This is a genomic window from Streptomyces sp. NPDC007164, assembly GCF_040634135.1.
In the GTDB taxonomy this organism is placed as follows: domain Bacteria; phylum Actinomycetota; class Actinomycetes; order Streptomycetales; family Streptomycetaceae; genus Streptomyces; species Streptomyces sanglieri.
Genome location: NZ_JBEYFB010000003.1, coordinates 405,742 through 420,408 on the forward strand (window position 1 = coordinate 405,742; position 14,667 = coordinate 420,408).

Annotated in this window: 11 protein-coding genes and 1 pseudogene; 2 read left to right on the forward strand and 10 right to left on the reverse strand. The window is 71.1% G+C overall.

Going from position 1 to position 14,667, the window contains the following annotated elements; genetic code table 11:
- Positions 1-26 precede the first annotated feature (26 nt).
- Positions 27-659: pseudogene (locus tag ABZ622_RS08470) on the reverse strand (phosphoribosyltransferase family protein); the annotation flags it as partial.
- Positions 660-815: 156 nt separating this feature from the next.
- Between ABZ622_RS08470 and ABZ622_RS08475 the strand changes: the two are divergent.
- Complete coding sequence (locus tag ABZ622_RS08475; RefSeq protein ID WP_360541603.1) at positions 816-1,655, forward strand: HAD-IIA family hydrolase; 840 nt, start codon at positions 816-818, stop codon at positions 1,653-1,655.
- A gap of 55 nt (positions 1,656-1,710) precedes the next feature.
- Here ABZ622_RS08475 and ABZ622_RS08480 read toward each other — a convergent pair whose 3' ends face one another.
- The 5 genes from ABZ622_RS08480 to ABZ622_RS08500 form a co-directional block, all read right to left on the reverse strand.
- Positions 1,711-2,508 carry a VOC family protein gene (locus tag ABZ622_RS08480; protein WP_360541604.1) on the reverse strand — a complete coding sequence of 266 codons (798 nt, stop codon included), beginning with the start codon at positions 2,506-2,508 and terminating at the stop codon, positions 1,711-1,713.
- A gap of 46 nt (positions 2,509-2,554) precedes the next feature.
- A complete protein-coding gene (locus tag ABZ622_RS08485) occupies positions 2,555-3,286 on the reverse strand; it encodes a response regulator transcription factor (protein WP_360541605.1) in 732 nt (243 codons plus the stop codon).
- A complete protein-coding gene (locus tag ABZ622_RS08490; protein ID WP_360541606.1) occupies positions 3,283-4,506 on the reverse strand; it encodes a histidine kinase in 1,224 nt (407 codons plus the stop codon). Before ABZ622_RS08490 ends, ABZ622_RS08485 begins: the two co-directional genes overlap by 4 nt.
- A gap of 150 nt (positions 4,507-4,656) precedes the next feature.
- Positions 4,657-6,870 (reverse strand): MMPL family transporter, encoded by a 2,214-nt coding sequence (locus ABZ622_RS08495; RefSeq protein WP_360541607.1) that lies wholly within the window; start codon positions 6,868-6,870, stop codon positions 4,657-4,659.
- 251 nt (positions 6,871-7,121) lie between these two features.
- Positions 7,122-8,408 (reverse strand): FAD-dependent oxidoreductase, encoded by a 1,287-nt coding sequence (locus tag ABZ622_RS08500; protein WP_360541608.1) that lies wholly within the window; start codon positions 8,406-8,408, stop codon positions 7,122-7,124.
- A gap of 879 nt (positions 8,409-9,287) precedes the next feature.
- Here ABZ622_RS08500 and ABZ622_RS08505 point away from each other — a divergent pair.
- Entirely contained in the window at positions 9,288-9,794 is a 507-nt protein-coding gene (locus ABZ622_RS08505; RefSeq protein ID WP_360541609.1) for a hypothetical protein, read from the forward strand.
- A gap of 205 nt (positions 9,795-9,999) precedes the next feature.
- Here ABZ622_RS08505 and ABZ622_RS08510 read toward each other — a convergent pair whose 3' ends face one another.
- The 4 genes from ABZ622_RS08510 to ABZ622_RS08525 form a co-directional block, all read right to left on the reverse strand.
- Entirely contained in the window at positions 10,000-10,653 is a 654-nt protein-coding gene (locus ABZ622_RS08510) for a hypothetical protein (RefSeq protein WP_360541610.1), read from the reverse strand.
- A gap of 241 nt (positions 10,654-10,894) precedes the next feature.
- Positions 10,895-11,674, reverse strand: a complete 780-nt coding sequence (locus ABZ622_RS08515; protein ID WP_317862045.1) for an enoyl-CoA hydratase/isomerase family protein — start codon at positions 11,672-11,674, stop codon at positions 10,895-10,897.
- Positions 11,671-12,801: a cytochrome P450 gene (locus ABZ622_RS08520; RefSeq protein ID WP_360541611.1), complete on the reverse strand. Its 1,131-nt coding sequence runs from the start codon at positions 12,799-12,801 to the stop codon at positions 11,671-11,673. Before ABZ622_RS08520 ends, ABZ622_RS08515 begins: the two co-directional genes overlap by 4 nt.
- A gap of 399 nt (positions 12,802-13,200) precedes the next feature.
- On the reverse strand, positions 13,201-14,595 hold the full coding sequence (locus ABZ622_RS08525; RefSeq protein ID WP_360541612.1) for a cytochrome P450: 1,395 nt from the start codon (positions 14,593-14,595) through the stop codon (positions 13,201-13,203).
- Between the last annotated feature and the right edge of the window lie 72 nt (positions 14,596-14,667).

Below are 14,667 nucleotides of genomic sequence, written 5' to 3' on the forward strand. Positions count from 1 at the left end.
TCGCAGCCGGGTGTCACATGTCCGCTGTTCCTGGCCTGTGCCAGCAGGGTGACGACCTCCTCGTCGGAGGTCTGCGAGAAGTCCCGGTACCACTCGCCGACCGCGTAGAACAGCCGCGGCACCGACAGGCACACCACCTCGTCCGCACTTCGGCGCAGCCGCACGACCGCGTCCGGCGGCGCCACCGGCACGGCCGCCACCACCCGCGCCGGCTGCTGGGCCCGTACCACCAGGCAGGCCGCCTCGGCCGTGGCGCCGGTCGCGATGCCGTCGTCCACGACGATCACCGTCCGGCCGCCGAGCGGTATCCGCGCCCGCCCGGCCCGGTACACCTGCGCCCGCCGCCCGAGCTCCGCTTCCTCGACCCGTTCGACCGCCGCGAGATCCTGTTTTCCGGCCCGCAGCCGGGAGACGACGTCGTCGTTGAGGACCCGGACCCCGCCCTCGCCGATGGCGCCGAACGCCACCTCCTCGTGGTGCGGCACGCCGAGCTTGCGGACGACGATCACATCGAGTTCGGCACCGAGCGTCTGCGCCACCTGGAACGCCACGGGGACTCCGCCCCGGGGCAGTCCCAGCACGACCGGGTGCTCCCGTTCGAGGTGGTGGAGCGCCTCGGCCAGTTGTTGGCCCGCGTCCTCGCGGTCGGCGAACAGCACGGTGATTCACCCCCAACCAGGGGAGAGGGGGCCGCCTGCGTATGCCACATGCGTACGCCGCCTGCGTACGCCGCACACGTACGCGCCCCACCGGCTTCCTTACCTTCGAAACAACCCCATGTGCGGCGTCCCCGCAACTCGGGCAAGGTCGGTTGTATGGGACGAGTCGGAGCGGTTCTGATCGATATCGACGGGGTGCTCACGGTGGCGTGGAAACCGCTGCCCGGCACCGTCGCGGCGATGCGGCGCCTGCGCGAGGCGGGCGTCCCGCTGGTCCTGGTCACCAACACCACCTCCCGCACCCGCGCCTCGATCGCCGCGAAACTGGCGGAGCTGGGCTTTCCCGTCACGGCGGAGGACATCCTTACCGCCCCTGCCGCCACCGCGGCGCACCTGCGCGAACACCACCCCGGCGCCCGCTGTCTGCTGATCAACTCCGGGGACGTCCGGGACGATCTGACGGGTGTGACCCTGGTCGACGAGGAGGGCGAGACGTCGGGCCAGGGCCACGGCGAGGGCGAGACGTCCGGCCACGGCGAGGCGCCGGACGTCGTCGTCATCGGCGGGGCCGGGGACGCCTTCGGCTACGCGGAGCTGAACCGCGCCTTTCGCCATCTGCGGCGCGGCGCCCGGCTCGTGGCCATGCACCGGAACCTCTACTGGCGCACGGCCACCGGGCTCGACCTCGACACCGGGGCCTTCCTCCTGGGGCTGGAGCGGGCGGCCCGGGTCGAGGCGGAGATCACCGGCAAACCGGCCGGATCGTTCTTCGCCGCGGCCCTGGCCCACCTCGGCGTCACCGCGTCCGAGGCCGTGATGGTGGGCGACGACATCGAGTCCGACGTACTGGCGGCCCAGGCCGCAGGGGTCACCGGCGTACTCGTCAGGACCGGCAAGTACCTCCCCGAGACGCACCAAGCGGCCGAGGGCACCCCGGACCACGTGATCGACTCCTTCGCCGACCTTCCCGAACTGCTGGAGCGGCTACGGGCGTGAGGGCCGGACCGGCCGGATCCGAAGGACGTCCGGGGCGACGGGTGGTCCGTTCCCGTCAGGACACCGGCGACATCTTGGGCACCTCGCCCTCGGTCGTGTTGACGTCGATGACGGAGAACGCCGCGCCCTGCGGGTCGGTCAGTGCGGCGAACCGGCCGAACGGCATGGTCATCGGGCCGAACCGCAGGACGCCGCCGCGCTCGGTGGCCTTCGCGACCGCCGCGTCGCAGTCCGCGACGGTGAAGTACACGTTCAGGTACGGCGGAACCTCGGGCGGGAACTCGTCGCCCATCTTCATCCGCCCCATGACGGTCTTGTCGCCGAGGTTGAACAGCCGGAAGTCGACGTGCTCGTCCTCCATCTTCACCATCGTGTAGGGGAAGACGGCGGGGAAGAACGCGTCGGACTTCTCGGGCTCCCGGGTGAAGACCTCGGCCCAGCAGAACGCGCCGGGCACCCCCTGTGCCTCGAAGCCCTCGTGGGTGCCGGCCTGCCACACACCGAAGACGACGCCGCTGGGGTCACGGGCCAGCAGCATCGTGCCGAACCCACTCACCTGCATGGGGTCCATCAGTGTCTCGCCGCCGTTGTCGCGGATCTTCGCGGCGGTGGCCTCGGCGTCCGGTGAGGCCAGGTACAGACACCAGGCCGACTGGCCCTCCTGGCCGGGCATCGGGGGCACCACCGCGGCGACCGCCTTGCCGTCGGCGTACGCCTGCGTGTAGTTGCCGAACTGGGACGAGGACTCGCCGAACGTCCAGCCCAGCACATCACCGTAGAAGCTCTTCGCGCCCTCCAGGTCGGCGAACATCGCGTCGGCCCAGCACGGTGTGCCCTCCGGTTGTACAGCCATGACCCTGACTCCTTCGCGCTAGGTGGGGGTGGCCCGGCCTTTCACGCTAGCCAGCCCGCCGCCTCCCCGCGCGTTGGAAGCGCGGGCCCTGGCCGGCCGCGCCCCGGCCCTGCGGCGGGTCCACCCGCACCAGGCCCGACTGATAGGCCATGGCGACCAGCTGGGCCCGGTGCCGGGCGCCCAGCTTCGTCATCGCACGCCCCACGTGGGTGCGTACGGTCAGCGGGCTGACGTGCATCCGGGCGGCGATCTCGTCGTTCGACAGACCCTCGGCGGCCTGCGCCATGACCTCGCGCTCGCGGGCGGTCAGCACGTCCAGGGACTCGGGCGCGGCGACCCCGCCCTCCGGGCGGGCGAGGTAGCGGGTGATGAGGGCCCGGGTGGCGGTCGGGGACAGGAGCGTGTCGCCCGAGGCCACCGTCCGGATCGCGTCCAGCAGCTCCTCCGGGCCCACGTCCTTGCCGAGGAAGCCGCTGGCGCCCGCGCGCAGCGCGCCCGCCACGTACTCGTCGATCTCGAACGTGGTGAGGATGAGGATGCGGGTCTGCCGCAGCGCCTCGTCGCGGCAGATCTCCTCGGTGGCCGCAAGACCGTCCATCCCCGGCATGCGGATGTCCATCACGACCACGTCCGGGGCGGTGGCGCGGGCCTTCTCCACCGCCTCCCGGCCGTCCGCCGCGACACCGACCACCTCCATGTCGTCGTTCGACTCGATCAGCAGCCGGAAGGTCCCGGCCAGCAGCGCCTGGTCATCGGCCAGCAGAACCCGGATGGTCACCGCGCCGTCCTTTCCTCGTCGTCCTGGTGGGTGTCGGGTTCCGCCGTCTCCAGGGGAAGCTCCGTGGTCACTTCGAAACCGCCGCTCGCCCGGTGCCCGGCGGCCAGCCAGCCGCCCGCGGACAGGGCCCGCTCCCGCATTCCGATGAGGCCGTAGCCCGGCTCGCCCGTCGTCCGCGTTCCGCGTCCGTCGTCGGTGATGGTGAGGGAGAGCAGCCGGCGCGTGTAGCGGAGCCGGACCGAGGCCGTCGCGGAGCCCGCGTGCTTGGTCACGTTGGTCAGCGCCTCCTGCACGATCCGGTACGCGGTCAGGTCCGTGCCCGGGGACAGCGCCCGCCGCTCACCCTCCACCGACACCGAGACGCCGAGACCGGTCTGCTCGAACGAGGCGATCAGCTCCGGGAGCTGAGCCAGCCCGGGGGCGGGTTCCAGAGGCGTCTCCGGGTCTCCCTCGCGGCGCAGCAGCCCCACGGTCGCCTTGAGCTCGCGCAGTGCGGAGGAGGTGGTTCCGGCGAGCTGGTCCATCATGTCCTGCGCCTGCTCGGGACGGCTGCGCAGCAGGTACGCGGCGGTGGCCGCCTGCGCGTGGGCGAGGGCGATGTGGTGCGCGACGATGTCGTGGAGCTCGCGGGCGATCCGGGTGCGTTCCTCGCTCACCCGGCGGCGCGCCTCCTCCTCGCGGGTCCGTTCCGCCAGTTCGGCCCGCGCCTCCACGGCGGCGAGATGGCCCCGCCGGTTGCGTACCGACTCACCGATGGCGCCCGCCAGCAGGGCGCAGGAGAGGGTGCCGATCTGATCGGGCCGCAGTGGCTCGCCCCTGCCCAGGAAGATGGACATGACCATGAGGGTGACGGCCGCCCCGACCGAGTACACGATGGCCGTGCGGAGATCGGTACGCAGGGCCAGGAGGTAGAGGGCGACCAGGGCGGCACCGGCGACGCTGGGGCTGGGGTCGAACCCGATGCGGGCGCCCATGAGGGCCAGGACGCCACCGCACACCGTCGTCACGGCCACCACCGTGCGCGGGAACCTGCGGTGTCCCAGCAGCAGAACGACGGAGGGCACGACGGCGGCCAGGGAGAAGGCGAGCGTCGGGCCGCGGACGATCCGGGCGCCGGTCAGGGTGCTGGAGAAGACCGCGAAGAGCCACAGCACCACGGCGATCGCCACGTCCACGGCCCGGGGGTGGCGCCGGGCCCACTGCCACCAGTCTCTGAACACGCAGTCTCTCTTCCTCTTCCGCCATCCATGGTCCCCGACCCGTCCGTCGGCCCGCCCGTCCGCTCGCGCGGGCGGGCGGGCGGCCGCGGGCCCGTCCGTCACACATACGACGGACGGGCCCGCGGCCGCTTCATGTCACGCCACCGCGACTCACACGCGTACGGGATCGGGGGCCGGATCGTGGGCGGGTTCCGCCGCCGGCCCGCCGCTGTTCAGCTTCTCGCCCTCCACGTCCACCTGGGGCACGACCTTCGCCAGCCACTCCGGCAGCCACCACGCCCGGTGGCCCAGGAGGGCGAGCACCGCCGGGACGACCGTCATCCGGACGACGAAGGCGTCGAAGAAGACCGCCGAGGCGAGGCCGACGCCCATCATCTTGATCATCGACTCGTCCATCCCGATGAACCCGGCGAACACCGCGATCATGATGACGGCCGCGGCGCCGACGACCCGCGCACTGTGCCGGAACCCGGTGACGATCGCCTCGCCGGGCCGTTCCCCGTGGACGTACGCCTCCCGCATCCGGGTCACGAGGAAGACCTCGTAGTCCATGGCCAGGCCGAAGACCACCCCGATCAGGAAGATCGGCATCATGCTCATCACCGGGCCGGTCTGCTCGACGCCGAGGGCGTCGGCGAGCCAGCCCCACTGGAAGACCGCGACGATCGTGCCGAAGGCCGCGGCCACCGACAGCAGGAAGCCGAGCGCCGCCTTGAGCGGGACCAGCAGCGAGCGGAAGACCACCATCAGGAGCAGGAAGGCCAGGCCGACGACGAGTGTCAGGTAGGGCAGCAGCGCGTCGTTGACCTTCTGCGACACATCGATGTTCACCGCGGTCGCGCCGGTGACGAGCATCGTCGCACCGGTGTCGGACTTCAGCCCGCGCGCCTCGTCGCGGATGGTGTGGACGAGGTCCGTGGTGTCCTCGGAGCTCGGCCCGGTGGACGGTACGGCGGTGAGCACCGCAGTGTCACCGGCCTCGTTGAAGGCGGGGGGTGTCGTGGCGACGACGCCCTTGGTGGCCGTGAGCTGCTTCGCGGCCTCTGCCGCAGCGGCCTTCGGGTCGTCCGAGCCCTTGGTGTCGACGACGACGGTCAGCGGGCCGTTGAAGCCGGGGCCGAAGCCGTCGGCCAGGGCGTCGTAGGCGCGGCGCTGGGTGGTCGAGGTGGACTTCGACTCGTCGCCCGGCATGCCGAGCTGGAGGTCGAGCGCCGGTACGGAGATCAGTCCGAGGCCGAGGACGGAGAGCACCAGGACCGCGAGCGGCCGGCGGATCACGAAGCCCGCCCAGCGGGTGCCCAGGTTGGGCCGGGCGGCCTTGGCGCCCTTCGCGCGCTGCCCGCCCCGGGGCCTGCGTGCGGCGCGCGGCAGGACGGCCTTCTGGAAGAAGCCGAGCAGCGCGGGCAGCAGCGTCATGGCGACCAGGACGGCGATCACGACGGTGCTCGCCGCGGCGAGCCCCATCTTGGTCAGGACGGGGATGCCGACCACGGACAGGCCCGCCAGGGCGATGACCACGGTGAGGCCCGCGAAGACGACCGCGGAGCCCGCCGTTCCCACGGCCCGTGCCACGGCCTCCTCGGCGTCGTGCCCCTCCACGCGTTCGGTCCGGTAGCGCGAGACGATGAACAGGGCGTAGTCGATGCCGACCGCGAGCCCCAGCATCAGGGCGAGCGTGGTGGTCGTCGTGGACATCCCGACGGCGACGATCGAGGCCACGCCCACGCCGATGCCGACGATCGCGGTGAGCAGCGGGAGGCCCGCCGCGGCGAGCGACCCGAAGGTGATGAGCAGGACGACCGCGGCGGCGGCGACGCCGACGAGTTCGGTGGTGCCGCCGAGTTCACCCTCGGGTACCAGGGCCGAGCCGCCGAGCTCCACGGTCAGCCCGGCGTCCCGCCCGGCCTTCGCGGTGTCCTCCAGCGCCTTCGTGGTGGCGTCGGTGAGATCGATGCTCTGTACGTCGTACGAGACGGTGGAGTACGCGGTCCTGCCGTCCTTGCTCACCGCCCCGGCCATCTTGAACGGGTCGAGTACGCCCTTGACCTGGTCGCCGCCCGCCACGTCCGCGACGATCTTCTCGATGGCCGCCTTGTTCGCGCTCGCCGTGACCTTCTGGCCCTCGGGCGCAACGAAGACGATGCGGGCGTCGGCACTGTTGGAGTTGCCGCCCGGGAAACGCTGGTCCAGCAGGTCGAACGCCTTCTGCGACTCCGTCCCGGGCATGGAGAACCCGTCCTCGGGGGCGGCCGGAGCCTTGGCGGCGGCGAACGCGCAGGCGGCCAGGACCACCACCCAGAGCAGGGCGACGAGCCGGCGTCTCCGGAAGGAGAAGCGGCCCAGCCGGTAAAGGAAAGTAGCCACGAGGAGGCGCTCCAGTCTCTCGAAGGGATGCCTCGATCCTTCGTGAACGCGCACGTCATCGTCGTCGTGCGGCTGCATGGAGTCCTGCGTACTGTCGATGCAGTACGCGGCCGGTCCCGCCTGCCCCCTGGGCGGGACGTCCCGGCGTGTCGCACCATCCTCGGGGTGGGGCTCCGTTTCCTCGGGACGGGTGTCCCGCATTCCTCGGGGCGGGCGCCCTGTTGCCTCGGCGGGTGGGTGCCGGTTCTGGATCAGACCTGGGCTTCGGCCGGCAGCGCGGGCACGATCGCTCCGGAGCGGACGAGCGCCCGGTGCAGGCCGGACATCGGTACGCCGGTGATGTCCGTCCCCCGGTCCGCGGACAGCGCCGCGAGCGCCCCGGCCGCCTGCCCCGTCGCCATGGCGGTGGCCTGCACCCGCAGCGCGGAGTTCGCCGCCTGGTCGGAGCCGACGCAGCGCCCGGCGACGACGGCGTACGGGTTGCCGGCCGGGACCATCGCGTCTCGGGGCACGGTGGGGACCACGCCGTGGCGCAGATGGGTCTTGTCGATGCCGTTGCCGTCCGGGCGGTGGATGTCGATCGGGTAGAAGCTGTTGCAGACGGAGTCCGCCCAGACCCGCCCCGCCAGGTAGTCCTGGCCGGTCACCGTCGTGCGGGCCGCGATCGTGACGCTCTCGCGGACCCCGACCTCCGACGCGCGGAAGTCGAGCCGGAGGTCCTCCAGCCCCGGCAGGGTGCGCAGGAACCGGTAGATGCGCAGGACCGCCGCGCCGCCCGCGAGCTCCCCGGCGGTACGGCCCTCGCTGGTCGCGCCCTCGATCCCGACGAGGTGGATCGCGTTCTCGCCCCGCTTCGCGAGGAACGGCAGCAGCGGCCGGCCCCGGGAGCCGAGGTCCGAGGCGAGCAGTTCCCCGGACTCGACCGCCAGGGCGTGCCTGCGGTCGAGCTCGTCGTGGTCGAGGCCGTCGACGTCGTAGCCGGACAGCCGGATGTCGATGGTGCCGGGCTGACGGGCCGGATTGCGGCGGCGCTCCAGCCCCGCGAGGCCGATCACGTCCGCGTCACCGGTGCAGTCGACGAGCCGCCGGGCGGTGACCGTTTCGAGCCCGCCCTTGCCGCACAGCTGGAGCTCCCACAGGTCACCGGTCCAGCGCGCCGACGCGGGCATGGTGTGCAGCCGCAGACCGATGCCGCTGTTGTGGACCTCCTCCAGGAGCAGCGCCCCGTACAGCGGTGCGTTCACCCGCACCTGCCGCTGCCAGTGCGGACGCTCGTCGTGGCGGAAGTCCGGCAGCTCGTCCCCGCTCAACTCGACGGCCCTGCACACCAGTTCCCAGCCGATCCCGGCGATGACCTGCTCGCCCCAGGCGTGGAAGAGCCCCGGGAACGCGACGTTGGCGCTGGTGGTCGTGCCGCCCAGCCCGGCGTTCTTCTCCACCAGCAGCGTGCGCGCACCGAGCCGGGCGGCTTGGACGGCTGCGGGGACACCGGAGGGCCCACCGCCTATGACAACGATGTCGTACTCGTGCTTTCGCATGGATGCCTCACGCCTGGATCGCGGATTGATACGTTTCAATCGTACCGATCGAACCCCGCCGCAGGCGAGGGCAATGGCGTGATCACGTGAAGTTCCGTCCACGTGGCGAGAGATGGAGAACGTGCGCTACGGTGACCACGTCATCACGCTCTGTGTGTAAACGCGCACATAGGGCGGCCCTCGGCGGTGCGACAACACCAATCCGAGGGCCTACACCACCAGTGGACAAGGCCCCCACCGGAAATGTTGCGTCATGCTATCGCGCCGTCCGCGCGCTATACGAAGGCATCGAACGATGTCGTACGCCATCCGCGTCTGAACAGCGACGCGAAGATCCTCCTCCTGTACGTCCAGGGCCTCCCGGGCGAAGCCATGTGCAAGCCCCTGGGCGAACTGGCCCGCAAGATGGGCATCAAGGGCCGCGCGTACCAGAAGGCGAAGGTCCAGCTCGTCGAGCACGGCTACGTCCACGAGTGGCGGAGTCAGGCCGAGGGGGGCCGCTGGCTGACCGAGCAACTCGTCACGAACAACCCCCTGACGAGTGAGCAGGCAGGCCGCTTACGGACAACCGTGCCCACAACCCCGTTGCCGGGTGCGCGATTTCCGACGGTCGGTGGACCGGCCTCTCGGGCGGCCGGTGGCTATAAACCCGCAGAAGACCACCGTGATAAGACAACTCCCCACCCACCCTCCGAAGCCGAAGCCGAAGCCGAAGCTGAGCCCGCGCCGGGTCCGGTGCCCATGCCGGAACCCGTGCCGGAACCGTTGCCGACGGCGGGCCCGGCACTCACGCCAGGCCAAGTGCCCGTGCCGGAGCCCGTGCTGGAATCCGTGCCGAGGCCGGAGCCCGTACCGGAACCCGTGCCAACGCCGGAGCTCATGCCGGGGCCCGTGCCCGTACCGGCCTCGCGGGCCGCCACGACGGACCCCGCCCAACTGGCCCGAGCGGAACGGGTCCTGCTCTCCCTGCGCCACTCCCGCCGCGAACTGCACCTGGGCGTGCGCGAGGCCGCGAAGCTGGCCGCCGAGGCGGTCAAGTGGCTGGAGCGCGGCCTGAGCGAATCCGACCTCCGCCACGCCCTGCTCGCCGAACGCCCGAAGGACGGTGTCCGCTCGGCCGTCGGCTTCCTGCGCCACCGCCTGATCCAGAAACTCCCCGAACCTCCCATCCAGCACGCGCCTCACGAACGCCCACCCCTCCCCGGACTCGTCGAATGCTCGGGCCCCGGCGAACCACACCTCTTCCGCCCCCTGTTCGGCGAATCCGAATGCCCTTCCTGCCGCCGGACCGCCGCCGAAGCGGAACCCGAACCCGAACCCCTCCCCTGGCGCGAACGCGTCGCCCGGATCAACGGCGCACCGACGGCATCACCGGCCGATGCCTGACCGGGGTGCGTACGCCAATGCGCAGAACTCCCCATGTGATCTCCTTGCGCCACCCGGCAGGGTTGGGCATGCGAGCAGGCGCCACGGGGGATGGTGGTGATAGCGCGTCGGCTCACTCGGCTTGTTCGCCCGGCGCCGTCTGTAGCGGCCCTCCGCTGTGTCGCCTGCTCGCATGCCCACCACTGCCGGGCTCGGGGCGTGATCGCTAATGGCCCGTCGTACGGAGCCACCGCAGCGTTGCGACGAGCTCTTCGCCGAAGTCCTCGCAGAGCGCGAGCAACGCGCGTCCCGCAGATGAGTCGAGCAGCCCTTCGGAATCGGGAAGGGTCCGGAGGGCGCCGTGGCAGGCCGACTCGACAGCGAAGTTGCGCGAGGCGAAGTAGCCCTCGCCGCTCGTCCGGTCCGCCAGGTTGGCGAGGTACTGGTGGTGCGTTTCCTCCGAGGGATGGGCGTAGAGCGAGCCCTCGACGAGGCTGTCGAGGTAGCTCGCCAGGCCGGACGACAACTCGACTGCTCGCTCAACAGCGTCCAGGACCGGCGTGTCCAGCAGCTCGCCGAAGGCCAGCAAGCCCCCGATGGTCTCCAATTGGACGAGCTGGACCGTGTCCGGGTCGACCTCGGACTCGAAGAGCGGGGCGGTGGACAGCACAGCGACTGCCTGACCGTACGCGTGACGCGACTGTTCACCAGCAGGCTCTGCTGCCAGCCGGAACAGCGACACCAGCACATGCGGATCGACGCCCCAGTCCGCATCCATTTCGAACGCGAGCACCGGCGTACGCCACCGCCACAGGGCCAGAGCGGCGGCCCGACGCCGGTGAACCGGATTGAGGCCGGCCAACCGCTCGATCTGCACCACGTCCGTGCGCTGACCTTTCCGATCGCCGCGTCCTCGCCCCTTCGTTTCGGGACACCTCAGAAGCTGCCGGCGGACCGCGTGACCGCCCGGGACCCCCGCCGCAGGAGCCACGATCGTACTCGCGGGAGGCCTGGCCTCCGCCGCCGGCGGCGGAGGGTACTGGCCCACCGTGTGCGCCTTCGGTCGAGCGTTCCTCAAGCTTTCGGGCGGAAGCCCGGGCCTTCGCAGTGGTCCGCCGCGTCTACCGCCGCCGGGTGGCCGCCGCGACGGTGGCCATGAGCTCCGCGTCCAGTACGGACGGGTCGGCCAGCCGGGTCGGGGCGGCGTAGGAGTTGAGGAGCGCCTTGGTGACGCGCAGGGCGGCCTCGGGACGGCGCACGATCGGCTTGGTCCACGCGGTGACCGCCGAGTCGAGTTCGACCTCGGGCACGACGCGTTGCAGGACCGACAGCTCAAGCGCCTCGATGGCGTCGAAGGCGCGTCCGGTGAGGATGAGTTCGCGGGCGCGGGCGGCGCCGACCTCGTGGATGAGCCGGGGCAGTACGCCGCCCCAGGCGGTGGGGAGTCCGAGCGCCAGTTCCGGCAGCCGGAATCCGGCGGTGTCGGTGCCCACCCGCAGATCGCAGGCGAGGGCCAGCGCGAGGCCCGCGCCGATGGCCTTGCCCTGGATCCGGGCGATGGTGACGGCCGGGTTGGCGGAGATCGCCTCGCAGACCCGGCGGGCCTTGTCACCGGCGATCCGGATGCCACGCCCGGTGGGGTCGTCGTCGAGCCAGTCGGCGAACTCGTTGCGGTCGCCGCCCAGGCAGAAGTCGTCACCGGCCCCGCTGAGCACCAGCACCCGGACGTCGGGGTCCGGCACCGCCAGGACCGCCAGCAGGTCGTCCAGCATCGCCTCGGTGACCGCGTTGCCGGTGGCGGGGGTGTCCAGTTCCACGCGGAGGACGGCGCCCTCGCGTTCGGCGCGTACCGTGCTCGGCCGTCGGAACGGTGTCAGGTACTGCGGGAGCGAGAGCTTCATACCGTCACGCCCAGCGAGGTGATCCGCCGGAAGACCAGCCGGGACGCGTAACCGGCCGGGGAGACGGCGCGCAGGGTGGGGAAGCGTTTCAGCAGCTCGGCCAGGAGGGTGCGTGCCTCCAGGCGGGCGAGGGCCGCGCCGAGGCAGTAGTGCACGCCGCCGCCGAAGGTCAGGTGCGTCCCGCCGCGCCCGACGTCGAAGGTGTCCGGGTCATCGTTGCGCCGGGGGTCGTGGTTGGCGGCGCCGTACATGACGTGGACCATGCTGTCCTTGGCGATCGGAACGCCCGCCAGCACGGTGTCGTCGGCCGCGATCCGGGTATTGATGTGGATCGGCGGGTCGTACCGCAGCACCTCGTCGACAGCGGAGTCGATGTACCCGGGGTTCTCCCGGAGCCACTCCCACCGGCCGGGCTCCTTCAGGAGCAGGTCCACCATGGCCGACAGCAGGGTGGCGGTGGTCTCCAGCGAGGCGATGGTGACGAACATGGTGAGCCGGTAGAGGATCTCGTCCGCCACGTCCCGGTCGGGTTCCCGCGCGTCCCAGGTGTGGATCCAGCCGGTCAGGACATCGTTGCCGGGACTGGCCCGGCGCTGCCTCACGAGCTCGGTGAAGTAGCCGCGCAGCTGCTCGGTCGCCTCGGCGGAGACGGCGAGCTGGCTCTTGGTGGGCAGCAGCTCCTGGGCGTGCACCTGGTTGTGGGTGATCTCCAGGATGTGGGCGTAGTCCCCGGGCGGTATCCCCAGCCACGAGCCGATGGTGCTGATCGGGAGCTGCTCGCTGACCGTACTGACGAAGTCGGCCTCCCCCCAGCGCATCTTGTCGGCCAGCTCGTCGAGGAGCCGGGTGACGTGCTCCTCGACCTGCGGGGTCAGCCGCGCGATGGTCGACCGGTCGAAGAGGTTGCCGAGGCTGCGGCGCTGGCAGGTGTGCTCGGGGGCGTTGAGCCGGGAGAGGGTCTTGGTCATTTCCTGCGTGGCGACGGCCTCCCAGCGCTCGGTGTCCGCCTGGCGTTCCTGCCAGGCGAAGTCGGGCGCCAGCCAGTTGCGCCCGCGCAGCACCTCGCTGCACGTGTCGTAACCCGTGACGAAGTACGCGTCCCAGGGAGCGCGTACGACATCGCCCATGTCTCTCAGATCGGCCAGCAGGGGGTAGGGATCAGCCTGCCCCTCGGGCGATTTGAGACGTCTCAGGAGGGAAATGAGGGCACGGCGGTCTACGGGGGGCCTGTCTGTGCCACATATAGCGCTCACGCAGAGTTCCTTGACCTGGGCTCATGGTTACCGGCAGAACCTACCCCTCCGCATATGCCGCCCATGCGTGGATCCATGTTGCCCGTATCACAGAGAAACCCTGCTTCAGCCTCTTGCCAGCAGCCCCGCGTGTCTCAACTTCCTCGTGCGTCACTCCAGTTACATGGGTGGTGGGCCGGGTCATGGGTACGCGTCGCCCGGCCCACCATGATCATGTCCGGTGTGTCACACCTGATCAGGTCGGGTGCGTCACGCCTGATCAGGTCCCGTGCGTCACACCCTGAACACGTCCAGGAAGGAACTCCACCAGCCCTTGGTCTTCTTCTGCGGCTCCGCGTGGTCGTAGTGCGCGGCCGGCGCCTCGTCCGGGACGGTGTTCCGGGACGGCACGGGCGACTGCGCCGCCGGCGTGGTGGTCGTCCGACGGGCCGGGGCCGGGCTGAAGACGACGGGCAGCGACACCAGGGCCCGGTGGAACGGGCCCGGCCGCCACTCGACACCGGAGGGGTGCACCGCGAGGGCGAGGTCGGGCACCGTGTTGAGGATCTTCTCGATCGCGGTGAGGGCGATCAACTGCGCGGGAGACTTCGCCGGGCAGACGTGCGGGCCCGCGCCCCAGGCGAGATGGGCGCCCTTGCTCAGGGTCTGGCGGGCGTCGGTGAGCGCGGGGTCGCTGTTCGCGGCGGCGAAACTGATCAGTACCGGGGTGTCCGCCTTCAGCGTCACCCCGCCCAGGTCGACGTCCTGGACCGGGTAGTGCGTCGCGTAGTTGGCTATCGGCGGGTTGTTCCACAGCACGTCGTCGAGGGCGTCCTCGACCAGCATCCCGGTGCCCCGCCGCTGCGCGATCCCGGTGTCGCTGGACAGCATGAGGAGCAGCGCGTTGGCGATCAGGTTGCGCTCCGGCTCGACGCCCGCACCCATCAGCATGACGAGCTGGTCCTTCAGCTCCTCGTCCCGCAGGCCCGCCGGGTGCTGGATGAGCCAGGAGGTGATGTCCTCGCCGGGCTGCCGCCGCTTGAGCGCGACGAGCTCCATCAGACACTCGGTCAGCTCGGCGTTGGCCCGGAGCACGTCCTCGCCGTCGAAGATCGCGGACATGCTGCGGGTCAGCCGGTCGCCGATGTCTCCGGGGCAGCCGAAGAGCTGGTTGAACAGCAGCAGCGGCAGCAGCTTGGCGTAGTCGCCGAGCAGGTCCGCGCTGCCGCGCTCGATGAACTGGTCGATGAGATAGTCCGCGATCCGCTCCACGTCCCGGCTGAGCCGGGTGGTGTTGAGCCGGCCGAGGCTCTCGGTGACCGCCTTGCGCAGCCGCAGGTGCTCGGTGCCGTCCGTGAACAGGCAGTTGGGCCGGTACGCCATCATCGGCAGCACCGGGCTGTCCAGCGGCACCCGGCCCTCCCGCAGCGCGCCCCAGCGCCTCGCGTCACGCGCGAAGAAGGACGGATTCTGCAGCACCCGGAGCGCGGCCTCGTGCTGCACGATCAGAGTGGCATCCACACCGGGGGCCAGCTCGATCGGGGCGGCGAGTCCGTGCGCCCGGAATTCGTCGTACACGCGCTGCGGATCGGACGCGAACTCCGGCCCGTAGAGCGACGTCTGCCGCTCACCGCGCATCGGGCACCCGGTGGGGGCGCTGTACGGGGTGGATCCCGGCGACGAGTCCATGTGTGATTCCTCGATGTGATCGCGGACCCGAAGGCCCGGACGGAGTACGGCAGTCGGGTGGCAGCTTCTCAG